The organism is Pseudomonas putida, from assembly GCF_028682395.1.
GTDB lineage: Bacteria > Pseudomonadota > Gammaproteobacteria > Pseudomonadales > Pseudomonadaceae > Aquipseudomonas > Aquipseudomonas putida_AB.
In genome coordinates, this window is record NZ_JANHLC010000001.1 from 471,673 (window position 1) to 495,102 (window position 23,430).

Consider the following 23,430-nt stretch of genomic DNA (forward strand, 5'->3'; position numbering starts at 1 on the left):
GCACGCTTGTTCGCGCGGGGTAGGCCTCAGTTCACGGCCTGCAATTGCTTGAGTTTCAGCGTCAGCCCTGCTGCCGTTTGTTCGCCGAGCAACTGTTCGCGGACCTTGCCCTGCGGGTCGATCAGATAGGTCACCGGCAATGCTTCACTGCGCGGCAACTCGTACCGCTCGGCCGGGTCCTGGGCCAACACCGTGAAACGGATCCCCAGCGCCTCACTCGCCTGGGTGAGCTCAGCCCCTTGCATCCCATCGAAATTGACCCCGAACACTTCGACCGGCTGGCCCTTGAGTTGCTCGGCCAGGGCATTGAGCTCCGGAATCTCGATCCGGCACGGCCCACACCACTCGGCCCAGTAATTGACCACCTTCCACTGCGTGTCCAGACGCTCGGCGGCGACTTTCTGGCCATGCTGATCGACCCCGTAATCATTGCCACAGCCACTGAGCAACAGGCTGCCCATGATTGCCACTGCCGTTATCCAACGCCTGGTCATGCTCTGATCCCTTTCAATTGATTGGCACCGGCCTGCGACCAATCACCTCGCAAGGTTCAGCCGCACGCGCCACGCAGGTAGAATAGCCGCCACCTTACGCAAGATGCGACCAGCACATGACCGACCTGACGCTTTATCACAACCCGCGTTGCTCCAAATCGCGCAGCGCGCTGGAATTGCTCGAAGCCCGCGGCCTGGCCCCGACCGTGGTGCGTTACCTCGACACCCCACTCGACGCCACGCAACTGCAGGCCCTGCTCGCCAAGCTGGGCATGGGTGCAAGGCAGCTGCTACGTAGCGGTGAGGACGAATACAAGGCCCTGGGCCTGGCCGATACGAACCTGAGCGAAGCGCAGCTGATTGCCGCCATGGCGGCACACCCCAAGCTGATCGAACGGCCAATCCTGGAAGTCGGTGATCGTGCGGTCATTGGCCGGCCACCGGAAAACATTCTGGAGATCCTGCCGTGAGCGCCCCCTATGTATTGGTGCTGTACTACAGCCGCCATGGCGCAACCAGCGAAATGGCCCGGCAGATCGCCCGCGGCATCGAGCAGGGCGGCCTGGAAGCACGATTGCGCACCGTGCCGGCAGTTTCCAGCGAATGCGAGGCTGTAGCCCCCGATATTCCCGCCGAAGGCGCGCTCTATGCCAGCCTCGACGACCTCAAGCACTGCAGTGCCTTGGCACTCGGCAGCCCGACGCGCTTCGGCAATATGGCGGCGCCGCTCAAGTACTTTATCGACGGCACCAGCAACCTCTGGCTGACGGGCGCCCTGGTCGGCAAGCCAGCTGCTGTGTTCACCTCCACCGCCAGCCTGCATGGCGGCCAGGAGACCACCCTGCTGTCCATGCTGCTGCCACTGCTGCACCACGGCATGCTGGTCACCGGCCTGCCCTACAGCGAATCTGCCTTGCTCGACACCCGCGGTGGCGGCACGCCCTATGGCGCCAGCCGCCACGCCGGGGCGGACGGCAAGCGCGCGCTGGATGAACATGAAATCAGCCTGTGCCGTGCACTGGGCCTGCGCCTGGCGAAAACCGCGCGGCAACTGGAGAGTCCCCGTGGCTAAGAAGCCCAAGGTATTACCGTCCCTGCAATGGTTGCAGCCACGGGTGCGCATAAGCCGGGTCGTGAGCCTGGCGTGCTTTTTCGGCTTGATCGGGCTGCTTTGCGTCTGGTACCTGTGGCTCGCCGATCTGCACGGCGCGCGGCCCTGGGTGATCCTGCTGATCGAGTTGGTACCGTTACTGCCCCTGCTGCCGGGCATGCTGATGGGTAGCGTGCGCGGTCACTCGTGGACCTGCTACGTGGTCAATCTGTATTTCATCAAGGGCGCGCTGGCCGCGTACGACCCCAACCGGCAATGGTTCGGCGTGCTGGAAATGGCGGCCAGCGTGGCCGTGTTCTGCAGCGCAATGATGTACGTGCGCTGGAGCCATCAGCTCAATCGCAAGCTGGCGGGCGAAGGGCAAGCCGCCTAGACGGGATCGCGGGCAGTGCGCCGCAAGGCGCCTGCCCGGGCACGGGCTGGTTCAGCGACGCGGGCGACGACGCTCGTCATCGGTGCGAACCGGTACCGGCTGCAGCGGGGGCTCGATCAGCCCAAGGGCGACGCCGAGATCGTGGAGCCAGTTCTGGATTTTCTCTTTCATGACGCTCCCCTCTTTCGATAGTGCTAGCTGCACATCATGCTAGCGGCCAAAGCTTGTAGGCCGTCTCCTAGAGATCATAGCGCTAAGTTTCGCGCAATGCGCGCTCAAGTCGCAGGTGATCGTGACCCAGGTCACTACCGCCGATCCTCAAGCTGCCTGCTGCATCTCGATCCAGGCATTCAGATTGGCCCCCACCATGCCCTTGCGCCACATCAACCAGGTGGTTGCACGCGCGAAAGGTTCGGCCAGGGTATGCACCGCCACGCTCTCACGTCCCGGCAGGCTGGCCAGCATCGATTCGGCCATCAACGCCACCCCGGCACCGGCAATCACACAGGCCAGCATGCTGGGATAGGACTCGATTTCCATCACTCGCCCCATGCTCGCGCGATCGTGGGCATACCAGGCCTCCAGCCGCATCCGGTAGGAACAGCCCTGACGAAAGGTGAACACTGCCCGCCCCTCGACATCCAGGGCATTGCGCACCGGCGGATGATCGGCCTCACTGACCAGCACCAGGGTTTCCTCGCACAGCGGGACGCCATCCAGGCCCGCCAGTTCCATCGGACCATCGACCAGGGCCGCATCCAGGCGCCCGCTCAGCAAGCCTTCGAGCAACTCGCCACTGGGCCCTGACTGTACCTGCAAGTTCACCGCCGGATAACGGCGGTGATAACGCGCCAGCAGCTCCGGTAAATGGATGGCCGCCGTGCTGTACATGGTCCCCAGGACAAAATCCCCGCCGGGCTGGCCACCCTGTACCGCTACCCGTGCTTCTTCGTGCAGGGCGAACAGGCGGCGCGTGTACTCCAGCAACACCTTCCCGGCGGGCGATAGCAGCAAGCGCTGACGCTCGCGAACAAACAGCTCGACGTCCAATTGCTCTTCGAGCTGGCGCAAGCGCGTCGACAGGTTCGAGGGGACGCGATGCAAGCGCTCCGCCGCTCTGGTGAGCGAGCCTTCTTCGGCCACGGCCTGGAAGATCCGCAGTTGGCTGAACTCCATGACTTTCTCTTTAAGTGAACAAGTCACTCACTATTATTCATTTTTAAAGAAAGTCAATTCACCCTAGCCTAACGGTCATTGTTCGCCCCTGGAACCGCGCCCATGCCTGCCCAAACCCGTTTGCTCGCCAGCTTTATCGCCTTGATGATGGCCATGGGTATTGGCCGCTTCGCCCTGACGCCGCAATTGCCTCACCTGATCAGCGAGGGACAGATCGACTTGAGCGCCGCCGGACTGATCGCCGCGGCCAACTACCTGGGCTATTTGCTCGGCGCGCTCGATGCCATGTTTGCCCGGCGTCCGGCCCAGGTGCGCCTGCGCCTGCAGGGCGGCTTGTGGCTTTGCGTCCTGCTGACCCTGGCCTCGTTCTGGGCCCAGGGATTCTGGAGTCACTGGCTCCTGCGCCTGGGCACCGGCGTGGCCAGCGCCTGGGTGCTGGTCATGATCACCGCACTCAGCCAGCCGCTGGCGATTGCCGCCGGCCGTCCTCGGCTGGGCGCCCTGGTTTTTGCCGGGCCGGGCCTGGGTATCATGCTGACCGGCCTGCTGGCGCTGGGTTCGAATCTGCTTGGGCAAGGTTCGGCGATCCTATGGCTGGTCTATGCCGTCACCGGCCTGGTGCTGCTGCTGGGAATCCTGCCGATCCTGCCTCGCCCCGGCATCGGCGAACCGGCTGCGCCCGAGCTCGCCCAGCAGCCAAGGGGCCAAGGGATCTGCCGTTTGGGGCTGGTCTATGGGCTCTATGGCATCGGCTACATCATTCCGGCGACCTTTCTTGCGCAAATGGCTAGCGCACGCTTTCAAGGCCAGTGGCAGGCTGATCTGTTCTGGCCGTGCTTCGGCCTGGCGGCAGCAGTCGGCGTGGTCCTGGCCAGCCTGCGTCGGCTTACGCCGGGGCGTACCCGTCACTGGTTGATTGCGACACTCTGGCTGCAGGCCGCGGGCGTGTTCGCCTGTCTGTTGCCAGGCGGTTTCGGGCTGGCCCTGGGTGTGCTGCTCTGCGGCACGCCGTTCCTGGCCTGCATGCAGTTGGTGATGCAGCGTTCGCGAGAGTTGGCGCCCCATGCCTCCCAACGCAATGCCGGGCTGCTGACCGCCTGCTTTGCAGTAGGCCAGTTGGGAGGACCGCTGCTGGCGACTCTCAGCCATTTTCTGGATGGCAGCCTGCAACCGGCCTTGATCGCTGCCGCCAGTGGCCTGGTGGTCGCGGGGATCCTGATCTGGCAACCCTTGGCCCGCAAGGCTGGTGTGCCGTGCGGCGCTGGCCGCGAGGTAGCCGTCTAAGCCGATACCCGGCGAGCAACGGCATACCCGGCGCTGGCGGCCAGACAGGTCAGCACTGTGCCCCAGGCCATATCCAGCACGGCCAATTGCCCGGGCCAGGCGTGCAGCGTGGCCCAGTTGCTCAGATCGTAAGTGCCGTAGGCGACCAGCCCGAGCAATGCGCCAAAGCCGGCGGCGTGCCAGCCACTGCGGTGTGCCAGCGCAGGACACACCACGAGCACCACGACACCCAGCACATACATCAGGTAAAACGCCACCGCCGGCCCCCACAATGGCTGATCACGCATCAGCGGCCCCAGCAGCGCCCCATAGGTGGGGCCCATCATCACACCGAGCCAGAGACCGTCGAGGAGCAGAAAAACCAGCAACGTTACGACGTAGGCCAGCAGGTTGCGCTTCATGGTCGATGATCTCCGTCGGGGGATATCAGCTCAGTTCGATGCGATCGGCGTGGATCACGATACGCCCTTCTTTGTAGAGCGCCCCAATCGCTTTCTTGAAGTTGCCCTTGCTGACACCGAACAGGCCACTGATCACGCTCGGATCGCTCTTGTCGCTCACGGGCAGTACGCCATTGTTTTCACGCAACTTGGCGAGGATCTTCGAGTTCAGGCTGCTGGCCGCTTCCTGGCCAATCGGTTGCAGGCTCAAGGCGATCTTGCCATCGGCGCGGACCTCCTTGATAAAGCCTTTTTCCTGTTTACCCGGACGTAGGAACTTGAACACTTCGTTCTTGTGGATCAGGCCCCAGTGCTTGTTGTTGATAATGGCCTTGAAGCCCATGTCGGTCGCTTCAGCCACCAGCAGATCAACTTCCTGGCCGACCTTGTAGTCCGCCGGTGTCTTGTCCAGGTAGCGATCCAGGCGGGCCGTGGCCGTGATACGGCGAGTGTGCTTGTCGAGATAGACATGCACCACACAGTACTCGCCAGCGCTCAGTTGACGCTTCTCTTCGGAGTACGGCAGCAGCAGGTCCTTGGGCAGGCCCCAGTCGAGGAACACGCCAATGCTGTTCACCTCAACCACTTTCAGACTGGCAAATTCACCCACCTGAACTTTCGGTTTTTCGGTGGTAGCAATTAATTTATCGTCGCTATCGAGATAAATAAAAACATTCAGCCAGTCTTCATCTTCGCTGGGAATATCTTTAGGAATATAACGATTGGGCAACAGAATTTCGCCTTCCTGCCCACCGTCCAGATACAAACCGAAGTTTGTATGTTTAACCACTTGCAAACTGTTGTAGCGACCCACTAAAGCCATTTCCGGAACCCTCATTGCGTGGCGCGCATTCTACCCGAGTTTCTCAACGACGTTGGCCATGGACAAACGCCTCCGATAAAAACCGCCAGTGGCTTGTTTTTCAAGGCTTGCAGAGCAAGGTCGGGCCGCCCGTCGGGTCACTGGAAGGGTAGCAGACCGCACCCGACGCGTTCACCGCCGTCTACCTGCTCGGTTCTTCCCAGTTAAAACAGCGAGTTAGCCGCCTATTGGCGCGTTGAACTTGGCCTATATCTGGCACCATCGCCCAGGACTAAATTAATCAGGAAGATATTTACCAAGCAATTGTCAAGCATTTCATGTAATATGCCTGGCCAAGTTAATTTCTACAGGTTAATGGCCGCCATGCGCGTAAAAGCATCCAACAGCAAAGCAAAGCCAGCTCCAGCCGTCGAAACCAGCGATTCGATCAATGAACAAATCGCCGCGTTCCTGAAGTCCGGTGGTGAAATCCAGCAAATTGCCAAGGGCGTCAGCGGCCAGACATTCGGCCCGTCCAAGCAGATCACCCTCGGCAAGAAGTAACACCCCTCGCAACAAGCCCGGTCCCTAAGCGCTCCAACCCTCGGAGCGCCAGGACTGCCGCCTCCCCCGTCATCGGCTCCCCCTCTTCTGCTCTTGAGCGGCTGAACTGCCGGGCGCATCCTGGGTTCTACAGGACACGTTCGTGCAAGGACCCGCCCATGTATCGCACATTCAAAACCCTCTGCCTGCTGCTCAGCCTGAGCCTGCTACTGGGCGCCTGCAGCCGCATGGGCCTGGCCTATCGCAATCTCGATGTGATCATCCCCTGGACACTCAGCGATTACCTGCAAATGGACCGCGAACAGAAAGGCTGGTTTAACGACCGCCTCCAATCCCAACTCGACTGGCATTGCACCACCCAGCTCCCTGGCTACCTGGACTGGCTCGACCGTCTCCAACTGATGGTCGAAACCCGCGAGGTCAACGATGCCAATCTCTGGCAACGCACCCAGGAGGCCCGCCAGGCCATCGCCGACATCGCCCGCCAGATCACCCCGCCAGCCACCGAACTGCTGCAGGGGCTGGATAACCAGCAAGTCGCACAGCTGAACCGCGCCCTCGCCAAGGACCTGCGCCAGCGCCAGGCCGAATACGTACAACCGCCCCTGGCCGAGCAAGTCGACGAACGGGCAAAGCGCATGAACAAACGCCTGAGCACCTGGCTCGGGCCGCTGACGGCCGGCCAACGCCAACGGGTCAGCGCCTGGTCAGCCGAACTGGGGGAACAGAACCGCGAATGGATCGGCAACCGTGCCCGCTGGCAGGCACTCTTTAGTGCAGCGCTGGCACAAAGGCAGCAGCCCGACTTTCCTCAACGGCTGAACACCTTGATCGTCGACCGGGAAAGCCTGTGGACCGAGGAGTACCGCCAGGCGTTCCTACGTACCGAGCAAGCCACCCGCAGCCTGCTGGTCGACCTGCTGGCCGAAAGCTCGGCGGGCCAGCGCCAGCGGCTGGTCAAGAAAATCGCCCAGACCCGCCAGGACTTCAGCGAGCTCAAATGCCTGCAAGCCGCTCGCCAACCCTGAACCCGTCGACCGGCCCTCAGGCAATCTGCGCTTTCGAGGCGAGGTCATCGAACACGTGCGGGTCAAGGGCGTCGACCTGGGCATCGAGTACCTCAAGCGGGTGGTTGTTACCTGGGATACTGCTATCGAGCAGGCACAACAGGCTGGAGCCCCGTGGCGTCAGGCGAAAGTTCTCGCCATTACCGCCCTCCTCCTCCGGCCGGCTTTCGATAAAGCCACGCTTGAGCAGCAAAGCTTCGTAATCCGCCGCCAGCGCCTTGAGCTCATCCAGATTGCCGACCGCCTCGCCCTTCGCGGCCTGGGCAGTGGCGTGTTCTTCGGCGTAGGCGCGTGGCGCGAAACTGTGGTCGGCGCCGTTCTGCACTTCGTGGAGCAGTCGTTCGATCAACTCCCAGTTATAGGTGGTCATTGTGCTCAGCCTCCCGGCCTTGGTGACGTGCTGAAAAGAAACCTTCAGCAGTAATGACACAGGCCCGTGACCACCGTTCAGTCAAAGCGGACTGACGGTATTGCCGGCGCAACCCAGGGGATTTGGTTGAACTTTTCCACCGCCAAATACCTCAACCGCATACGCCGACTTCACGGCGCCCGTTACGGCTCCCGGAGGCCCGACCATGAGAACACTGACGCATATCACCCTCGCCGCCTGCTTGCTCGGTGCCCTGCCTGCGCTGGCCTGCACCCCGGAAGAAGCCTCGGCCAAGCGTGACCAACTGGCTCGGGAGATCGCCAAAATCACTGAGCAGAACCCGCACAAGGCCAAGGAAATCAACGATGAGTTGCAGAAGATGAAGCTGCAGACGGCCAGCCAGGATCAGCCAGACAACTGCCAACTGATCGACAAACGCTTGAAAGAGCTGGATACGGCCGCAGACAAAGCCGAGCAATAGCCCCCGAATACCAAAACGCCCGGACAAGTCCGGGCGTTTCGCGTGATGCCAGTTGGCTTATTCGCCAGCCGGGGCCTCGGGCTTGCGACGCTTAAGCGGCGCCATGCCATCCTTGCTGACCAGCGACGGCACCTCGGCCTTCGGCCGGTTGGCGGTCTTGCGCTTGGTCGGGGCCTTGGCCGCGGTTTTTTTCTTGTCGCCCTTGGCGTCGGTCTTTTTCTTCTTCACGCCAACGGCTTTGCCCGAAGCCTTGACCTTCTTCGGTCCGCCGTAGGTGCCCTTGACTTCCTTGATGGTGCGTCGCTCAAAACTCTGCTTGAGGTAACGCTCGATGCTCGACATCAGGTTCCAGTCACCGTGGCAGATCAGCGAGATTGCCAGGCCATCGTTACCCGCACGGCCGGTACGGCCGATACGGTGCACGTATTCGTCGCCACTGCGCGGCATATCGAAGTTGATCACCAGATCGAGGCCCTCGACGTCCAGGCCTCGCGCCGCCACATCCGTCGCGACCAGGATCTTCACGCCGCCCTGCTTGAGGCGGTCGATCGCCAGTTTGCGATCCTTCTGATCCTTCTCGCCGTGCAGCACGAACGCTTTGTATTCCTGGGCGACCAGGCGGCCGTAGATACGGTCGGCCATGGCCCGGGTGTTGGTGAACACAATGGCTTTCTGATACGTCTCATTGGCCAGCAGCCAGTTGACGATCTGCTCTTTGTGCTGGTTATGGTCGGCAGTGATGATCTGCTGACGCGTCGTGGCGTTCAGTTGGCTGACGCTATTGAGTTGCAGGTGCTCAGGGTTGTTCAGGACCTTGGCGACCATCTCGCGCAGGCCGGAACCCCCGGTGGTGGCGGAGAACAGCATGGTCTGCTGACGGTTCGGGCACTCGTCGACCAGACGCTGCACATCTTCGGCGAACCCCATGTCGAGCATGCGGTCGGCTTCGTCGAGCACCAGCACTTCCACTTCCTTGAGGTCGAGGTTGCCGGCGTTCAGTTGCTCCAGCAAACGACCCGGCGTACCGATCAGGATATCCGGCACTTTGCGCAGCATCGCGGCCTGGACCTTGAAGTCTTCACCGCCGGTGATCAACCCGGACTTGATAAAGGTGAACTGGGAAAAGCGCTCGACTTCCTTAAGCGTCTGCTGGGCCAGCTCGCGGGTCGGCAGCAGGATCAGCGCCTTGATGCTGACACGGATTTTCGCCGGGCCAATCAGGCGATTGAGGATGGGCAGCACGAAAGCGGCAGTCTTGCCACTACCGGTCTGCGCCGTCACCCGCAGGTCACGCCCTTCGAGCGCGAGCGGAATGGCCGCGGCTTGCACAGGCGTGGGCTCGACAAATTTAAGCTCGGCCACGGCTTTGAGCAGGCGTTCGTGCAGGGCGAATTGGGAAAACACGGGTGCTACCTCGAAGAAATACCAAGAAACAGCTGCATAGGGTAACGGTTTCGGGCGCTCAAACCGAGTGTCTTTGTGTGAACGGCTGCAATAGAAGGTTTTTTCCGGCGGATTCTGGCCAATATGCCCCCTTGCGCGGCCAGGGATGCTCTAATTGTCCGTTCATTTGCCGCACAAGAACCTTTTTACCCATGGATATTCAACAGCTCTGGCTCTCGACCCAGGAACTCTGGGGCAACCTCGATCAACATCCGCGCGTCTACGCCGGTATCGGCCTGATTGTCCTGCTGGCCATTGCCCTGCTCGTCGGGCGCATTGCTCGCTACGCCTTCGTTCATGCCGCCAAACTGCTCGGACGCCAGCCGGCGCTGCACTGGGTCAACGACCTGCGCCACAACAAGGTGTTCCATCGCCTGGCGCAAATGACCCCCTCGCTGGTCATCCAGTTCGGCCTGCGCCTGGTGCCGGAACTCAGTACCGCCAGCCAGCATTTCCTCGGCAATGTGGCGCTGGCGTTCACCATCATGTTCCAGCTGCTGGCGATCAGCGCCCTGCTCAATGCCCTGCTGGATATCTACGCGCGCACCGAACACGCCAAGACCCGCTCGATCAAAGGCTACGTGCAACTGGCGAAGATGGTGCTGTACATCTTTGGCGCAATCATCATTGTCGCCACCCTGATCGACCGCTCGCCGCTGTTGCTGCTGTCCGGCCTGGGCGCCATGTCGGCGGTGATCCTGTTGGTCTACAAGGACACCCTGCTGTCCTTTGTCGCCAGCGTGCAGTTGACCAGCAACGATATGCTGCGCGTCGGCGACTGGATCGAAATGCCCCAGGTCGGCGCCGACGGCGATGTGGTGGACATGACCCTGCACACCGTCAAGGTGCAGAATTTCGACAAGACCATTGTCTCGATCCCCACCTGGCGCCTGATGTCCGAGTCGTTCAAGAACTGGCGCGGCATGCAGCAGGCCGGCGGTCGGCGGATCAAGCGCAGTCTGTTTATCGACGCCACCGGCGTGCGCTTCCTGCATGATGACGAAGAACAGCGCCTGGCCCAGGTACGCCTGCTGACCGATTACATCACCCGCAAACAGGCCGAACTCAAGAGCTGGAATGAGGCCCAGGGCAATGTCGCTGAGTTGTCGGCCAACCGCCGGCGCATGACCAACCTAGGGACTTTTCGCGCCTATGCCCTGGCCTATCTGAAAAGCCACGCCGAGATCCAGCCGAACATGACCTGCATGGTCCGCCAGATGCCGGCCACGCCCCAGGGCGTACCACTGGAAATCTACTGTTTTACCCGCACCACCGCCTGGGGCGAGTACGAGCGTATCCAGGGCGATATCTTCGACTACCTGCTGGCGGTGTTGCCGGAATTCGGCCTGGGCCTTTACCAGCAACCCAGCGGCAGTGACCTGCGCGCCGGCTTACTGGCGAGCCAACCGCAACCGTCGACGCCTTCTCTGTAGAGACGTCGCTGCGCGGCGACAGCGGTTACGGCGTCAAATGCGCCGGCCGCTGGTCGCCCAGCCGGCTGATCCACAATGACCCGAGAATCACCAGGCCGCCCAGGCACAGGCGCCCCAGGTCCTCGTTCAGGTTCCAGATCAGCAGGCTCATCAACAACCCCACCGGTACGTGCAAGTTGTTCATCACCGCCAGGGTCGCGCCACTGACCAGGCAGGCGCCCTTGTTCCACCAGTACAGCCCCAACGCCGTCGAGACCAACCCCAGAAACAGCAATACCGCCCACTGCACAGGTGCATCCGGCAGAAAGTTGCTTTTACCAAACAGCAGGAATGCCGGTAGCACCACCGCCAGCGCCCCCAGGTAGAAATAGCCGAAACGCCGATAATGCGGCAGATCGCTCGGATAGCGTCGCACCAGATGGCGATACAACACCTGACCCGCCGCGTAGGTGAAGTTGGCCAGTTGCAGCAGCAGGAAACCCAGGAAGAAATCCGCGCTGATGCGGTCGTAACGAATCACGGCCGCCCCCAGCACCGCCACCAGTGCAGCCACCAGCGCCCAGGGATTGAAACGCCGGTTCAAGGCGTCCTCGATCAGGGTCACGTGCAGCGGCGTGAGGATGGTGAACAGCAGCACTTCCGGCACGCTCAGCACGCGAAAACTCAGGTACAGGCAGACGTAGGTAATACCGAACTGCAACGCGCCGATCAGGAGCATGCCCCGCATAAAGCCCGGCTCGACCCGACGCCAGCGCGTCAGCGGAATGAACACCAGCCCGGCCAGCACCACCCGGACCAGCACCGCGAAATAGCTGTCGACATGACCGGCCAGGTATTCACCGATCAGGTTGAAGGAAAACGCCTGAATCAGCGTGACAAAAAGTAGATAGCCCATGCTCGCCTCGCTTTCGAATGGCGGCGACCTTAGCGGTTTTCCCCGATGACGTGAACGTGACGGGCAAAAAAAACCGGCCGGGCGATTACGCCGGGCCGGGGGATGTGCACTGAAATAGGCTCAGTACAAAGGGAAGTTCGATGCGCGAACCCTGGTTGCGATAAATCCGTCTCAGGCGACCTGGGCCAGGCGCGCCTTGGCCTGGTTCAGGCCTTTCTCCATAAAGTCGCCGCCCAGGTTGAGGCCTTCGGCATGGATAAACGCCACATCGTGAATGCCGATAAAGGCCATGACCTGGCGCAGGTAGGGTTCCTGGTGGTCGCTGTGGCTACCGGTATGAATACCGCCACGGGCGGTCAGTACATAGGCGCGCTTGCCGGTCAGCAACCCTTGGGGGCCGGTTTCGGTGTACTTGAAGGTCAAGCCGGCACGCAGCACATGGTCCAGCCAGGACTTGAGCGTGCTGGGAATCGCGAAGTTGTACATCGGCGCCGCCATGACCAGCACATCGGCGGCCAGCAGCTCATCGGTCAACTGGTTGGAACGCTCCAGTGCGACCTGCTCGATGGCGCTGCGCTGCTCGACAGGTTTCATCCAGCCACCGAGCAGGTCGGCATCCAGATGGGGCACCGGGTCACGGGCCAGGTCGCGTACCTGGATCTGGTCCGCCGGGTGCGCCGCCTGCCACTGGCTGATGAACTGCTCGGTCAACTGGCGCGAGACCGAACCTTGCTGACGGGCGCTGCTTTCGATAATCAGGACGCGGGACATGGGCTAAAGCCTCCATCGGTAAATGCTGCAAAACGATGGAGCGAAGGTTAGCCAGGACCATATCGATAAAAAAGCGCAAATAACTGCTATAACCCATCAGTAAACTTGTTCATAACAGCACAATGGACCATGCTTCAGCGCAGCGTTACTTGGCCTTGCAGGTCAGGCCGATGCGCAGCTTGATGATCTTGCGGTTGAACTTGGCCGACAGGTCGCTGCTTTGCTTGGCCCCGACCACGATACGCCGGGTCCGCGGTGACTCCGGGCCGTTGCGAAACACCACGGTGCAGTCGGCCGCGACATTGCCATAGTTGTTGAGGGTAATGGCGCCGATATCGTAGTCGGTGGCAAAGGTGGTGTAGTCGATCGAGAGCCCGTTAAGCTCCTTCTCGACAGCGATGGGGTAGGCAAAGGCCGTCAACGGCAGCAGGGCCAGTAACGCACAGGTTATTTTTTTCATTCGGCGCTCTCCAGTGGGGGCGCCAGCTTAGGACAAGAGGAACCCAACTTGAAAGCGCCCCGCGTTACCCTCGATCAGTGGCGAACCCTGCAGGCCGTGGTCGACCATGGCGGTTTCGCCCAGGCCGCCGAAGCGCTGCATCGCTCCCAGTCCTCGGTGAGCTACACCGTGGCGCGCATGCAGGACCAACTCGGCGTCCCCCTGCTGCGCATCGACGGGCGCAAGGCCGTGCTGACCGATGCCGGTGGCGTGCTGCTCCGGCGCTCGCGCCAACTGGTCAAGCAGGCCAGCCAGCTGGAAGACCTGGCCCACCATATGGAACAGGGCTGGGAGGCCGAGGTGCGGCTGGTCGTCGACGCCGCCTACCCCAGCGCCCGGCTGGTTCGCGCCCTGACCGCCTTTATGCCGCAAAGCCGTGGCTGCCGGGTGCGCCTGCGCGAAGAGGTCCTGTCCGGCGTCGAGGAAGTCCTGCTCGAAGGCGTCGCCGACCTGGCTATCAGCGGCTTCAGCATTCCCGGGTTTCTCGGTGCGGAAATGAGTTCGGTGGAGTTTGTCGCCGTCGCCCACCCGGAACATGCCCTGCACCGCCTGCAACGCGAACTGAATTTCCAAGACCTGCAAAGCCAGTTGCAGGTGGTGATCCGCGACTCCGGCCGCCAGCAACCGCGCGATGTCGGCTGGTTGGGCGCCGAGCAGCGCTGGACGGTCGGTTCCCTGGCCACCGCCGCGACCTTTGTCTGCAGCGGCCTGGGCTTTGCCTGGCTGCCCCGCCACCTGATCGAGCGGGAACTGCGCGAAGGGCTGCTCAAGCCCCTGCCCCTGGATCAGGGCGGCAGCCGCAACCCGCAGTTCTATCTCTACTCGAACAAGGACAAACCCCTTGGCCCGGCCACGCAGATTCTGATCGAATTGCTGCGCACCTTCGACACCGCGCCGCTGGACGCACCGTTCGCGGCCCCCGAACAAGCCTGACAGGAGGTCACGCATGGCCTATTTCGAGCACGACGGTTGCACCCTGCACTACGAGGAATACGGCCAGGGTTCGCCCCTGGTACTGCTCCACGGCCTGGGCTCCAGTTGCCTGGACTGGGAGATGCAGGTCCCCGCGCTGTCGCGCCACTATCGGGTGATCCTGATGGATGTGCGCGGCCACGGGCGCTCGGACAAACCGCACGAGCGCTACAGCATTGCCGGGTTCAGCGCCGACCTGCTGGCCCTGATCGAGCACCTGGCGCTTGAGCGCATTCATCTGGTCGGGCTGTCCATGGGCGGCATGATCGCCTTTCAGCTCGGCGTGGATCACCCGCAACTGCTCAAGAGCCTGTGCATCGTCAACAGCGCGCCCCAGGTCAAGGTCCGCACCCCGACGGATGTGCTGCAATGGGCCAAGCGCTGGAGCCTGGCGCGCCTGTTTAGCATGCACCGTGTGGGCCTGGCGCTGGGAGGCCTGCTGTTCCCCCAGCCGCAACAGGCCGACCTGCGTCGCAAGATCGCCGAGCGCTGGGCAAAGAACGACAAACGTGCTTATCTCGCCAGCTTCGATGCCATCGTTGGCTGGGGCGTGCAGGAACGACTTTCACGGATCACCTGTCCAACCCTGATCGTCAGCGCCGACCACGACTACACCCCAGTCGCGCTGAAGCAGGCCTATGTCGGATTAATCCCCGATGCGCGGCTGGTGGTTATCGCCGACTCGCGTCACGCTACACCGCTGGACCAACCGCAGGTGTTCAACGACACCCTGCTCGATTTCATCAACGCAGTTGAAACCACTTCCCAGGATCACTGAACCATGCTGAAAAAAATCGCCCTCTTTGCCGGCTCCATCCTGTTCGCCAGCCAACTGATGGCCGCCACCCCGGCCCCGGCCAAGCAGCCCCACGTCGTACTGGACACCAGCTTCGGCAAGATCGAAATCGAACTGGACACCGTCAAGGCGCCGATCAGCAGCCAAAACTTCCTGGCCTATGTCGACAGCGGCTTCTACACCAACACCATTTTCCACCGGGTCATCCCGGGCTTTATGGTCCAGGGCGGCGGTTTCACCCCGCAGATGGTGCAAAAACCGACCAAGGACCCGATCAAGAACGAAGCCGACAACGGCCTGAAGAATGTGCGCGGCACCCTGTCCATGGCCCGTACGTCGGACGTCAACTCGGCGACCACCCAGTTCTTTATCAACGTCAATGACAACGCCTTCCTCGACCACGGCGGCCGTGACTTCGGCTACGCGGTATTTGCCAAGGTAGTGAACGGCATGGACGTGGTCGATCAGATCGTCAATTCCCAGACCACCACCCGCCAGGGCATGCAGAACGTGCCCATCGACCCGGTGTTGATCAAGTCGGCCAAGCGCCTCGATTAAGCCCGAGCCGCTGCGCGACGGTGGCTCACCGTCGCGCAGCCCCGGCACCCTGTAGGTCACGCCAGGAGAGTTTCGCCCCATGCTGTACCGTCGCTTTGAAAAACTGATCGATATCTTCCGCGACGCGCCCAGCAAGGCTCCCCCCAACAAGGTCCTGCCCTTCTATCTCTACTACCTGCGCCAGGTCTGGCCCTGCTTTGCCGCCCTGCTGGTGGTGGGGCTGATCGCCGCACTGATCGAAGTGGCGCTGTTCAGTTACTTGAGCCGGATTATCGACCTCGCCCAAGGCACACCCAATACCGATTTCTTCAGCATCCACGGCGCCGAATTGTTGTGGATGGTGGTGGTGGCGCTGGTCTTGCGGCCGATTTTCTTCGGCCTGCATGACCTGCTGGTGCACCAGACGCTCAGCCCAGGCATGACCAGCCTGATTCGCTGGCAAAACCACAGTTACGTGCTCAAGCAGAGCCTGAATTTCTTCCAGAACGACTTCGCCGGGCGCATCGCCCAACGCATCATGCAGACGGGTAACTCCCTGCGTGACTCAGCCGTGCAGGCGGTGGATGCACTCTGGCACGTGCTGATCTACGCGATCAGCTCCCTGGTGCTGTTTGCCGAAGCCGACTGGCGCCTGATGATCCCGCTGCTGACCTGGATCGTTCTGTACATCGGCGCCCTGCGCTACTTCGTGCCCCGGGTGAAGGAGCGTTCGGTGGTGGCCTCCGATGCTCGCTCCAAGCTGATGGGACGCATCGTCGACGGCTACACCAATATCACCACCCTGAAACTCTTTGCCCACACCCAGTACGAACAGCAGTACGCCCGCGAGGCCATCGACGAACAGACCGAAAAGGCCCAACTGGCCGGCCGTGTGGTCACCAGCATGGACGTGGTGATCACCAGCCTCAATGGCGTACTGATCGTCACCACCACCGGCCTGGCCCTGTGGCTCTGGACCCAGTCGCTGATCTCGGTCGGCGCGATTGCCCTGGCCACTGGCCTGGTGATCCGCATCGTCAACATGTCCGGCTGGATCATGTGGGTGGTCAACGGCATCTTCGAGAACATCGGCATGGTCCAGGACGGCCTGCAAAGCATTGCCCGACCGATCCAGGTCACCGACCGCGAAGGCGCCCAGCCCCTGCGCGTAACGCGTGGCGAGGTACGCTTCGAGCAGGTGGACTTCCATTACGGCAAGCACAGCGGCGTGATCGGCGGCCTGGACCTGGTGATTGCCCCAGGCGAAAAGATCGGCCTGATCGGCCCGTCCGGCGCGGGCAAGTCGACCCTGGTCAACCTGTTGCTGCGCCTCTATGACGTCCAGGGCGGGCGCATCCTGATCGACGGCCAGAATATCGCCGACGTGGCCCAGGAAAGCCTGCGCGCCAATATCGGCATGATCACCCAGGACACCTCGCTGCTGCACCGTTCGATCCGCGACAACCTGCTCTACGGCAAGCCCGACGCTACCGATGCGCAACTCTGGGAAGCCGTGCGCAAGGCCCGCGCCGACGAATTTATCCCACTGCTGTCGGATGCCGAGGGACGTACCGGCTTCGATGCCCATGTGGGCGAACGCGGGGTCAAGCTGTCCGGCGGCCAACGCCAGCGCATTGCCATTGCCCGGGTGCTGCTCAAGGACGCGCCGATCCTGATCATGGACGAAGCCACTTCCGCGTTGGACTCCGAAGTCGAGGCCGCGATCCAGGAAAGCCTGGAAACCCTGATGCAAGGCAAGACCGTGATCGCCATCGCCCACCGCCTGTCCACCATTGCCCGCATGGATCGCCTGGTGGTGCTGGAGAAGGGCCGGATCGCCGAGACCGGCACCCATGCCCAACTGCTGGCCCGGGGCGGTCTTTACGCACGCCTGTGGCAACACCAGACCGGCGGCTTTGTCGGCATCGACTAACCCCGCCACGCCCGGCTGTAGCGAGCGCGCTCGCAAGCCCTCGAACCGCCGGCAAAGCCCCCGAATCCCGGGGGCTTGCTCCTCTCTGGCATTGCGCCATGAATCTGCTGTACTGAGGCAAGGATCCGGAGCGATCCTGCCGTAAATCCCTGGACACCCTGCTGATCCACCCTCTCGATAGATGCCTCTATCAAGGACGGCTTTCGTGACTCTTCTCAAACGTTCGGCAACCGAGTTGCTGGGTACTTTCTGGTTGGTGCTCGGCGGTTGTGGCAGCGCCGTGCTCGCAGCGGCCTTTCCCAATGTCGGTATCGGCCTGCTGGGTGTGGCCCTGGCCTTCGGCCTGACGGTCCTGACCATGGCGTTCGCCATCGGCCATATCAGCGGCTGCCACCTCAACCCGGCAGTGTCCGTTGGCCTGGTGGTGGGCGGGCGCTTCCCTGCCAAGGAACTGCCGGCCTATATCATTGCCCAGGTGCTCGGCGGGGTGATTGCGGCAGCGCTGCTGTACTTTATCGCCAGTGGCAAACCCGGCTTCGAACTGGCCAGCGGGCTGGCGTCCAACGGCTATGGCGAGCACTCTCCGGGCGGCTACTCGATGGCAGCGGGCTTTGTCTGCGAACTGGTGATGACCGCCATGTTCGTGCTGATCATCCTCGGGGCCACCGATAAACGTGCCCCGGCCGGCTTCGCACCGATTGCCATCGGCCTGGCGCTGACCTTGATCCACCTGATCTCGATCCCCGTGACCAACACCTCGGTCAACCCCGCGCGCAGTACCGGCCCGGCGCTGATCGTCGGCGGCTGGGCACTGCAGCAACTCTGGCTGTTCTGGCTGGCACCGCTGCTTGGCGCCGTGATGGGCGGCGTGGTCTATCGCTGGTTGGGCAAGGAAGGCCGTTGAGTCAACGCCGGGGCGCCGGACTCAGCCCTGCCGATACGGCAGGGCGGTCTGCGCGTCCTCGGCATAGGCCAGTACGCCCACGCGCTCCTCGTCGAGAAAAGCGCTGACCGCCGCCTTGAGGCCCGGGTGGCGCAGGTAGTGCCAGGAATGGGTGATCACCGGTTCGAAACCGCGAATCAGCTTGTGTTCGCCCTGAGCGCCGGCATCGAAGCGTTGCAGCCCCTGGGCGATGGCAAAGTCCATCCCCTGATAGAAACACGTCTCGAAATGCAGGCGATCAAACTCCGCCAGGCAGCCCCAGTAACGGCCATACAGACTGTCCCCGGCCACCAGGCTGAACGCCATGGCCACCGGCCGCGCGCCCTGCATGGCCAGCACCACGCGAATCGCCTCGGGCATGCGCTCGGCCAGCAGGCTGAAAAACGCCCGGGTCAGGTACGGTGTCTGCCGGCGGACGGCATAGGTATTGGCGTAGCAAGCGTAGATAAAGTCCCATTGCGCTTCGCTGACCTGTGCCCCTTCGAGCCACTGGAACTCGATCCCCTGCCCCGCGACCTGCTCACGCTCCTTGCGCATCTGTTTGCGCTTGCGCGAACTGAGTGCGTCGAGAAAATCCTGGAAGTCGCGGTACTGGCGATTCCGCCAGTGATACTGGCAACCCAGGCGCTCCAGCCAACCGGGCTGCCCCGCCAAGGCCTTATCGAGCGGCGCCTCGGTAAAGTTGATATGGGCGCTGCTCAGCCCTTCGACTTCCAGGTAGCCCGGCAAAGCCGCCAGCAATTCAAGACCGTCTTCAATATTCGCCGCGAGCAGACGTGGGCCGGTCACTGGGCTGAACGGCACCGCGCTGAGCAGCTTGGGGTAATAGTCGATACCGGCCCGCGCGCAGGCATCGGCCCAGCCATGGTCAAACACGTATTCACCATAGGAATGCCACTTGCGATAGCTCGGCAAAGCCGCGCGCACACGACCGTTCTCGATATGCAACAGATGCTCCGGGCGCCAGCCGGAGTGCGGACCCAGGCTGGCGCTGTCCTCCAGCGTGGAGAGAAAGGCATGGCGCAAAAATGGCTGACGGTCAGGCAGCAGGGCATCCCATTGCTCGGCGGCCACTTCGGACAGGCTTTGCAGACGTTGTAGCGGCATTGCATTCCCCGACAATCATGATCAACACGCCTGGCGAGTATCGCCCATCCGCCTGGGTCCAGGCATAAAAAAACCCCGCCGAGGCGGGGTCGAAATAACCAGAGGAGCTTTAACGGATGGAAAAAAGCCCTATTGCGGTGTCAGCCTTGCTTAGAACACGTATTGCACGCGGGCCACAATGGCGTCGCCACTGTCGTCGTTGTTGGCGTTGGTGATCTTGTCGGTTTTGACCTTCATGTAGTTCAGGGCCACTTTTACCGACTCGTTGGCGTACCAGTTAACACCGATGGTGTTCAGGTTGGCCTTGGCATCGCCCACTTCGCGGGTGGCGGTGCTGGTGACGACGTTCTCGTCATCCACCTTGATGTTGTCGTAGCGATAGAACACTTCCCACGCACCCAACTGCTTGTTCTCAGGCTTGATGCTGTCGAACTTGGCGCCATCGAGTTTGTAGCCGCGGGACTCGCCGGTCAGGGTGTAGGCCAGTTGACCGTAGTAACCGCTGGCTTTGACATCCTGGTAAGCGTTGCTGTCCGCTTTCATCTTGCGGTTCAGGTATTCGGCCTGGGCCGAGAACGGGCCGATGGCATAAGCCAGTTCGACACCGTAGACCGAGTCGTTGTCGTAAGCGCCGGCAGCGGTCACGTTGCTGGCGTTCAGGCCGATACCGCCACCGAAGGTCGCACGGTTACCGTTGGTGCCCGCATCGTTACCACCGTTGGTGGCAATACCGCGAGCCCCCAGACGTGGACGGATACGCGAGTCGAAGGCCGCGTCGCTCAAATCGCGGCGGGCGAAGTCGACACCGATATGCAGCACGTTGCCGGCTTCATGCAGCGGGGCGAAGACCGCACGGGCGTTGAACTGCTTGACGCTGTCACCGTCCGTGTCATTCATGTCCTTGGACGCGATGCTGGTGGACAGGTAAGCCATGTCGGCCACGACCGAGCTGAGCTGGATGCCCATGCCGTTTTCATGGGAGTTGGCCCAGTCGGCCAGCTCGTAGGCGGCGTTACGCTCGATCCCGGTGATCCACTTGGAGCTGGTGGCCTTTTCCAGACCGAAGTCCTGGTCGAAGCGACCCACGCGAATCACGACTGGCTTGAAGCCGACGTAGGACATCGACGCTTCGTCGAAGTAGCCATCATCGGAGGAGCCGGAGTTGTGCGAGAAATCGTAGGCGATCTGGTATTTGAAATCCTTGTAGAGCGTGCCGCCCAGTTCCAGATAGGCGCGGCGGAAGTAAGCGCCATCACCGGTATCACCATTCTTGGTGTAGAACCCGTCAAAACGACCGTAGTCGGCTTGCAGACGACCGCCCAGCTTGAAGCTGAATGCCGAGTCGGTGGTGGCAACCTCAAGGCCGCCCTTGGTCTTGACTACGATATCGGCGCCGTCAGTGGTGACGGTGCCAGCGAAAGCCTGGGCGGTAACTGCCAGGGCCAGGGCGCTGGCCGCAAAACCGGCGAAGTGCTTACGGATCATCGAAGAGTTCCCCTAAAAGTGGTGGTCTTTAGCTTGAAAACACGCGGGTCTGGCCCGCTTGTGTTGGGAGGGAATCTTGGCGGCGGGTTATTTCAGAGGAGTTGCTGTTATATAAAGATTTTATGACAGTGGAACTTTTTACTTCGAATTGAAATAAGGCAAAATGCCCACTCCAGAGCCGTTGCGGCGCTGGAAAGTCATTATCGCAAAAGGCTCGGACTAAGGCTTTTCGCTGCGACTGTCACGTTGCGCGGCGGCCAGGCGTTGCGCCAGTTCATCGAGCTCCGGTACGGGGGCTTCAGGCAGTGCGCGCAGCGTCGCCTGCACCAGGCGCATCTGGCGGATAAAGCGGCGGCAATTCGGGCAGAACATCAAGTGATGGCGCACCAGCAAGCGCTCGCGAAAGCTCAACTGGCCATCGAGGAAGTCGCTGGAACGTGCCACTTGCTCCTTACAGGTCAACATTTACCGGTTTCCTCAAAATGCTCGATGGTCGCAAAGACCTTCAGCCGCCCCCGGTGTAACAGCACCCGCACATTGGAGAGCGACAGGCCGAGAAGATTACAGATCTCCTCCAGCTCCAACCCCTGACGCTCGCGCAGCAACAACACGCTGCACTGCAATTGCGACAGGCTGAGCAACGTGCTCTCCAGGCACTCACGCAGTTCTTCTTCACTGAGCAGGGCTTCGGGGGTGTCTTCATGCCAGGCATAGGGTGCGAGCAGCCAGTGCCCGTCGCTGGAAAAGCGCTGCTCGCCGATCGTCCCGTGGGGCGAAGGCAGGTCATCGAGCAGGACTTCACGGCGATTCTGCTTGTAGCGATTCTTCGCCGCATTGGCCGTGATGGTCAGCAGCCAGGTCTTGAGGCTGGAACGCCCCTCGAAGCCCGCCAGATTGCGTACCACGGCCAGCCAGGCGTCCTGTACCACTTCATCGGCGTGACGATTGCCAACGATGGCATAGGCCACGGCCCGCATCGCCCCCTGATAGGTGCTGACCAGCTCCTTGAAGGCCCGCTGCTCTCCAGCCAATAGCCGTTGCAGCAACAGTGGGTCGTCAGTGGCCATGCCTACCTCCGATTCCTGAAGGGCAGCGCATGACAAGCCATGCGCCGAACACCCAGGCGAACGCTAGCAACATGGCGTGCAGGCACCGTCGCAATCAACGCTTGCGCAGGATCACGCTACCGATCGAGTAACCGGCTCCGAACGAGCTGAGCACCGCCAGCGCGCCGGCCGGCAGATCGTCCTGGTATTTGTGGAAGGCAATGACCGAACCGGCCGAACTGGTGTTGGCGTAGGTGTCGAGAATGACCGGGGCTTCCACTTCCGAAGCCTCGCGACCCAGCAGTTTCTTGACGATCAGGTGGTTCATGCTCAGGTTGGCCTGGTGCAGCCAGAAGCGTTTGACTTCTGCGACGTTCAGCTGGTTTTCATCCAGGTGAGTGCCGATCAGTTCGGCCACCATCGGGCAGACATCGCGGAACACCTTGCGGCCTTCCTGCACGAACAGTTTGTCCGGCGAGTCGCTGCCCTCGTCTGCCGTGCGGTTGAGGAAGCCGAAGTTATTGCGGATGTTGTTGGAGAATTTAGTCAGCAGTTTGGTGCTGACCACCTCGAATTGATGGGCCGAGGTCGCCAGGTCAGCGCGCTCGATCACCACGGCGGTCGCCGCATCACCAAAAATAAAGTGGCTGTCGCGATCGCGGAAATTCAGGTGCGCGGTGCAGATTTCCGGGTTGACCATCAGGATCGCCCGGGCCTGGCCCAGCTGTACGCTGTTGCTCGCGGCCTGGATACCAAAGGTCGCCGAGGAACAGGCAACGTTCATGTCAAAGCCAAAGCCCTGGATGCCCAGGGCTTCCTGGACTTCGATGGCAATGGCCGGGTAGGCCCGTTGCAGGTTGGAGCAGGCGACGATCACGCCGTCGATATCCGCGGCGGTCTTGCCCGCACGGGCCAGGGCCTGTTCAGCGGCACCGACGGCCATCTGGCAAAGGATCGACCACTCGTCGTTAGAGCGCTCGGGCAGGCGTGGCTTCATGCGTTGCGGGTCAAGAATGCCGTCCTTGTCCATCACGAAGCGGCTCTTGATCCCGGAGGCTTTCTCGATAAACGCCGCGCTGGATTCGGTCAGGGCCTGGACTTCGCCGCGCTCGATCGCCTCGGCGTTGTCGGCATTGAACTGATGCACATAGGTATTGAAGGACTGCACCAGCTCTTCGTTGGAGATGCTGTTGGCCGGGGTATACAGGCCGGTGCCGCTGATGACGACGTTATGCACGGTCGTTCCTCTATCGTGTTCAGACAGGTGGTATTGGCACATCAGTACCAATACGTAAAAGATGTTATCCCTGGCAAATGGAACAACACCTCAATCGTGTGTATGCCGGTTCCGGCCTGGCAAGTGCCCGGTGCGACGGCTTATAACCGCGAAGTTTGCCATAACCACCGG

At 61.7% G+C, this 23,430-nt stretch carries 28 protein-coding genes; 13 read left to right on the top strand and 15 right to left on the bottom strand.

The window, feature by feature from the left end; all coding sequences use genetic code 11:
• Window positions 1-26: 26 nt before the first annotated feature.
• On the bottom strand, window positions 27-494 hold the full coding sequence (locus NPS46_RS02225; protein WP_274104753.1) for a TlpA disulfide reductase family protein: 468 nt from the start codon (window positions 492-494) through the stop codon (window positions 27-29).
• Between the two features lie 116 nt (window positions 495-610).
• Here NPS46_RS02225 and arsC point away from each other — a divergent pair, with 116 nt between their 5' ends.
• Genes arsC through NPS46_RS02240 form a run of 3 tightly spaced genes read left to right on the top strand, consistent with a single transcriptional unit; the run spans window position 611 to window position 1,978 of the window.
• On the top strand, window positions 611-964 hold the full coding sequence (gene arsC, locus NPS46_RS02230) for an arsenate reductase (glutaredoxin) (protein WP_274104754.1): 354 nt from the start codon (window positions 611-613) through the stop codon (window positions 962-964).
• A complete protein-coding gene (gene wrbA / locus NPS46_RS02235) occupies window positions 961-1,566 on the top strand; it encodes an NAD(P)H:quinone oxidoreductase (RefSeq protein ID WP_274104755.1) in 606 nt (201 codons plus the stop codon). Before arsC ends, wrbA begins: the two co-directional genes overlap by 4 nt.
• Window positions 1,559-1,978: a DUF2069 domain-containing protein gene (locus NPS46_RS02240; protein WP_274104756.1), complete on the top strand. Its 420-nt coding sequence runs from the start codon at window positions 1,559-1,561 to the stop codon at window positions 1,976-1,978. The genes wrbA and NPS46_RS02240 overlap by 8 nt, the downstream gene beginning before the upstream one ends.
• A gap of 51 nt (window positions 1,979-2,029) precedes the next feature.
• On the opposite strand, the gene NPS46_RS25180 is transcribed toward NPS46_RS02240, so the two are convergent.
• A complete protein-coding gene (locus tag NPS46_RS25180) occupies window positions 2,030-2,149 on the bottom strand; it encodes a PA1414 family protein (protein ID WP_337994230.1) in 120 nt (39 codons plus the stop codon).
• Window positions 2,150-2,296: 147 nt separating this feature from the next.
• Complete coding sequence (ptrR, locus tag NPS46_RS02245; protein WP_274104757.1) at window positions 2,297-3,154, bottom strand: putrescine utilization regulator PtrR; 858 nt, start codon at window positions 3,152-3,154, stop codon at window positions 2,297-2,299.
• 102 nt (window positions 3,155-3,256) lie between these two features.
• Between ptrR and NPS46_RS02250 the strand changes: the two genes are divergently transcribed.
• On the top strand, window positions 3,257-4,438 hold the full coding sequence (locus NPS46_RS02250) for an MFS transporter (protein WP_274104758.1): 1,182 nt from the start codon (window positions 3,257-3,259) through the stop codon (window positions 4,436-4,438).
• Here NPS46_RS02250 and NPS46_RS02255 read toward each other — a convergent pair.
• Both NPS46_RS02255 and NPS46_RS02260 read right to left on the bottom strand, forming a co-directional pair.
• Window positions 4,435-4,839: a DUF2177 family protein gene (locus tag NPS46_RS02255; protein ID WP_274104759.1), complete on the bottom strand. Its 405-nt coding sequence runs from the start codon at window positions 4,837-4,839 to the stop codon at window positions 4,435-4,437. The two genes, NPS46_RS02250 and NPS46_RS02255, sit on opposite strands and share 4 nt — an antisense overlap.
• Window positions 4,840-4,864: 25 nt before the next feature.
• Complete coding sequence (locus tag NPS46_RS02260; protein ID WP_274104760.1) at window positions 4,865-5,701, bottom strand: CvfB family protein; 837 nt, start codon at window positions 5,699-5,701, stop codon at window positions 4,865-4,867.
• Between the two features lie 354 nt (window positions 5,702-6,055).
• On the opposite strand from NPS46_RS02260, the gene NPS46_RS02265 reads away from it, so the two are divergent.
• On the top strand, window positions 6,056-6,244 hold the full coding sequence (locus NPS46_RS02265; protein WP_176987101.1) for a hypothetical protein: 189 nt from the start codon (window positions 6,056-6,058) through the stop codon (window positions 6,242-6,244).
• Between the two features lie 158 nt (window positions 6,245-6,402).
• Window positions 6,403-7,272: a DUF6279 family lipoprotein gene (locus NPS46_RS02270; protein WP_274104761.1), complete on the top strand. Its 870-nt coding sequence runs from the start codon at window positions 6,403-6,405 to the stop codon at window positions 7,270-7,272.
• A 16-nt stretch (window positions 7,273-7,288) separates the two neighbouring features.
• Here the strand turns inward: NPS46_RS02270 and NPS46_RS02275 are convergent, their stop codons facing one another.
• Window positions 7,289-7,681, bottom strand: a complete 393-nt coding sequence (locus NPS46_RS02275) for a transcriptional regulator (RefSeq protein WP_274104762.1) — start codon at window positions 7,679-7,681, stop codon at window positions 7,289-7,291.
• A gap of 205 nt (window positions 7,682-7,886) precedes the next feature.
• On the opposite strand from NPS46_RS02275, the gene NPS46_RS02280 reads away from it, so the two are divergent.
• Complete coding sequence (locus NPS46_RS02280) at window positions 7,887-8,162, top strand: hypothetical protein (RefSeq protein WP_274104763.1); 276 nt, start codon at window positions 7,887-7,889, stop codon at window positions 8,160-8,162.
• A 57-nt stretch (window positions 8,163-8,219) separates the two neighbouring features.
• Here NPS46_RS02280 and NPS46_RS02285 read toward each other — a convergent pair whose 3' ends face one another.
• Window positions 8,220-9,566, bottom strand: coding sequence for a DEAD/DEAH box helicase (locus NPS46_RS02285; protein WP_274104764.1), 1,347 nt, complete (start codon window positions 9,564-9,566; stop codon window positions 8,220-8,222).
• Window positions 9,567-9,757: 191 nt separating this feature from the next.
• On the opposite strand from NPS46_RS02285, the gene NPS46_RS02290 reads away from it, so the two are divergent.
• Complete coding sequence (locus NPS46_RS02290; RefSeq protein ID WP_274104765.1) at window positions 9,758-11,038, top strand: mechanosensitive ion channel family protein; 1,281 nt, start codon at window positions 9,758-9,760, stop codon at window positions 11,036-11,038.
• A gap of 25 nt (window positions 11,039-11,063) precedes the next feature.
• Here the strand turns inward: NPS46_RS02290 and NPS46_RS02295 are convergent, their stop codons facing one another.
• From NPS46_RS02295 to NPS46_RS02305, 3 genes are all read right to left on the bottom strand, one after another.
• Window positions 11,064-11,933 carry a carboxylate/amino acid/amine transporter gene (locus tag NPS46_RS02295; RefSeq protein WP_274104766.1) on the bottom strand — a complete coding sequence of 290 codons (870 nt, stop codon included), beginning with the start codon at window positions 11,931-11,933 and terminating at the stop codon, window positions 11,064-11,066.
• A gap of 171 nt (window positions 11,934-12,104) precedes the next feature.
• Entirely contained in the window at window positions 12,105-12,704 is a 600-nt protein-coding gene (locus NPS46_RS02300) for an FMN-dependent NADH-azoreductase (RefSeq protein WP_274104767.1), read from the bottom strand.
• 145 nt (window positions 12,705-12,849) lie between these two features.
• A complete protein-coding gene (locus NPS46_RS02305; RefSeq protein WP_274104768.1) occupies window positions 12,850-13,164 on the bottom strand; it encodes a 3-phosphoglycerate kinase in 315 nt (104 codons plus the stop codon).
• A gap of 48 nt (window positions 13,165-13,212) precedes the next feature.
• Between NPS46_RS02305 and NPS46_RS02310 the strand changes: the two genes are divergently transcribed.
• The 5 genes from NPS46_RS02310 (at window position 13,213) to aqpZ (ending at window position 18,345) form a co-directional block, all read left to right on the top strand.
• Complete coding sequence (locus NPS46_RS02310; RefSeq protein WP_274104769.1) at window positions 13,213-14,136, top strand: LysR family transcriptional regulator; 924 nt, start codon at window positions 13,213-13,215, stop codon at window positions 14,134-14,136.
• A gap of 13 nt (window positions 14,137-14,149) precedes the next feature.
• Window positions 14,150-14,953 (top strand): alpha/beta fold hydrolase, encoded by an 804-nt coding sequence (locus NPS46_RS02315; protein ID WP_274104770.1) that lies wholly within the window; start codon window positions 14,150-14,152, stop codon window positions 14,951-14,953.
• A 3-nt stretch (window positions 14,954-14,956) separates the two neighbouring features.
• On the top strand, window positions 14,957-15,529 hold the full coding sequence (locus tag NPS46_RS02320; protein WP_274104771.1) for a peptidylprolyl isomerase: 573 nt from the start codon (window positions 14,957-14,959) through the stop codon (window positions 15,527-15,529).
• 79 nt (window positions 15,530-15,608) lie between these two features.
• A complete protein-coding gene (locus NPS46_RS02325; RefSeq protein ID WP_274104772.1) occupies window positions 15,609-17,441 on the top strand; it encodes an ABC transporter ATP-binding protein in 1,833 nt (610 codons plus the stop codon).
• 205 nt (window positions 17,442-17,646) lie between these two features.
• On the top strand, window positions 17,647-18,345 hold the full coding sequence (gene aqpZ, locus NPS46_RS02330) for an aquaporin Z (protein ID WP_274104773.1): 699 nt from the start codon (window positions 17,647-17,649) through the stop codon (window positions 18,343-18,345).
• 21 nt (window positions 18,346-18,366) lie between these two features.
• Here the strand turns inward: aqpZ and NPS46_RS02335 are convergent, their stop codons facing one another.
• From NPS46_RS02335 to NPS46_RS02355, 5 genes are all read right to left on the bottom strand, one after another.
• Window positions 18,367-19,491: a GNAT family N-acetyltransferase gene (locus NPS46_RS02335; protein ID WP_274104774.1), complete on the bottom strand. Its 1,125-nt coding sequence runs from the start codon at window positions 19,489-19,491 to the stop codon at window positions 18,367-18,369.
• A 150-nt stretch (window positions 19,492-19,641) separates the two neighbouring features.
• Entirely contained in the window at window positions 19,642-20,976 is a 1,335-nt protein-coding gene (locus NPS46_RS02340) for an OprO/OprP family phosphate-selective porin (protein WP_274104775.1), read from the bottom strand.
• Between the two features lie 219 nt (window positions 20,977-21,195).
• Window positions 21,196-21,441: an anti-sigma factor family protein gene (locus NPS46_RS02345; RefSeq protein WP_274104776.1), complete on the bottom strand. Its 246-nt coding sequence runs from the start codon at window positions 21,439-21,441 to the stop codon at window positions 21,196-21,198.
• Complete coding sequence (locus NPS46_RS02350) at window positions 21,435-22,043, bottom strand: RNA polymerase sigma factor (protein WP_274104777.1); 609 nt, start codon at window positions 22,041-22,043, stop codon at window positions 21,435-21,437. Before NPS46_RS02350 ends, NPS46_RS02345 begins: the two co-directional genes overlap by 7 nt.
• Before the next feature lie 94 nt (window positions 22,044-22,137).
• Window positions 22,138-23,259, bottom strand: a complete 1,122-nt coding sequence (locus tag NPS46_RS02355; RefSeq protein ID WP_274104778.1) for a beta-ketoacyl-ACP synthase III — start codon at window positions 23,257-23,259, stop codon at window positions 22,138-22,140.
• Window positions 23,260-23,430 lie beyond the last annotated feature (171 nt).

Excerpts from the sequence above, each read along its gene's own strand:
- NPS46_RS02350 (WP_274104777.1), bottom strand. The coding sequence starts at position 22,043 with ATGGCCACTGACGACCCACTGTTGCTGCAACGGCTATTGGCTGGAGAG.
- NPS46_RS02320 (WP_274104771.1), top strand. The coding sequence starts at position 14,957 with ATGCTGAAAAAAATCGCCCTCTTTGCCGGCTCCATCCTGTTCGCCAGC.
- NPS46_RS02300 (WP_274104767.1), bottom strand. The coding sequence starts at position 12,704 with ATGTCCCGCGTCCTGATTATCGAAAGCAGCGCCCGTCAGCAAGGTTCG.
- NPS46_RS02255 (WP_274104759.1), bottom strand. The coding sequence starts at position 4,839 with ATGAAGCGCAACCTGCTGGCCTACGTCGTAACGTTGCTGGTTTTTCTG.
- NPS46_RS02260 (WP_274104760.1), bottom strand. The coding sequence starts at position 5,701 with ATGGCTTTAGTGGGTCGCTACAACAGTTTGCAAGTGGTTAAACATACA.
- NPS46_RS02290 (WP_274104765.1), top strand. The coding sequence starts at position 9,758 with ATGGATATTCAACAGCTCTGGCTCTCGACCCAGGAACTCTGGGGCAAC.
- NPS46_RS02280 (WP_274104763.1), top strand. The coding sequence starts at position 7,887 with ATGAGAACACTGACGCATATCACCCTCGCCGCCTGCTTGCTCGGTGCC.
- NPS46_RS02250 (WP_274104758.1), top strand. The coding sequence starts at position 3,257 with ATGCCTGCCCAAACCCGTTTGCTCGCCAGCTTTATCGCCTTGATGATG.
- NPS46_RS02265 (WP_176987101.1), top strand. The coding sequence starts at position 6,056 with ATGGCCGCCATGCGCGTAAAAGCATCCAACAGCAAAGCAAAGCCAGCT.
- NPS46_RS02315 (WP_274104770.1), top strand. The coding sequence starts at position 14,150 with ATGGCCTATTTCGAGCACGACGGTTGCACCCTGCACTACGAGGAATAC.
- NPS46_RS02340 (WP_274104775.1), bottom strand. The coding sequence starts at position 20,976 with ATGATCCGTAAGCACTTCGCCGGTTTTGCGGCCAGCGCCCTGGCCCTG.
- NPS46_RS02305 (WP_274104768.1), bottom strand. The coding sequence starts at position 13,164 with ATGAAAAAAATAACCTGTGCGTTACTGGCCCTGCTGCCGTTGACGGCC.
- arsC (WP_274104754.1), top strand. The coding sequence starts at position 611 with ATGACCGACCTGACGCTTTATCACAACCCGCGTTGCTCCAAATCGCGC.
- NPS46_RS02335 (WP_274104774.1), bottom strand. The coding sequence starts at position 19,491 with ATGCCGCTACAACGTCTGCAAAGCCTGTCCGAAGTGGCCGCCGAGCAA.
- NPS46_RS02295 (WP_274104766.1), bottom strand. The coding sequence starts at position 11,933 with ATGGGCTATCTACTTTTTGTCACGCTGATTCAGGCGTTTTCCTTCAAC.
- ptrR (WP_274104757.1), bottom strand. The coding sequence starts at position 3,154 with ATGGAGTTCAGCCAACTGCGGATCTTCCAGGCCGTGGCCGAAGAAGGC.
- NPS46_RS02225 (WP_274104753.1), bottom strand. The coding sequence starts at position 494 with ATGACCAGGCGTTGGATAACGGCAGTGGCAATCATGGGCAGCCTGTTG.
- NPS46_RS25180 (WP_337994230.1), bottom strand. The coding sequence starts at position 2,149 with ATGAAAGAGAAAATCCAGAACTGGCTCCACGATCTCGGCGTCGCCCTT.
- NPS46_RS02325 (WP_274104772.1), top strand. The coding sequence starts at position 15,609 with ATGCTGTACCGTCGCTTTGAAAAACTGATCGATATCTTCCGCGACGCG.
- NPS46_RS02275 (WP_274104762.1), bottom strand. The coding sequence starts at position 7,681 with ATGACCACCTATAACTGGGAGTTGATCGAACGACTGCTCCACGAAGTG.
- NPS46_RS02270 (WP_274104761.1), top strand. The coding sequence starts at position 6,403 with ATGTATCGCACATTCAAAACCCTCTGCCTGCTGCTCAGCCTGAGCCTG.
- NPS46_RS02345 (WP_274104776.1), bottom strand. The coding sequence starts at position 21,441 with ATGTTGACCTGTAAGGAGCAAGTGGCACGTTCCAGCGACTTCCTCGAT.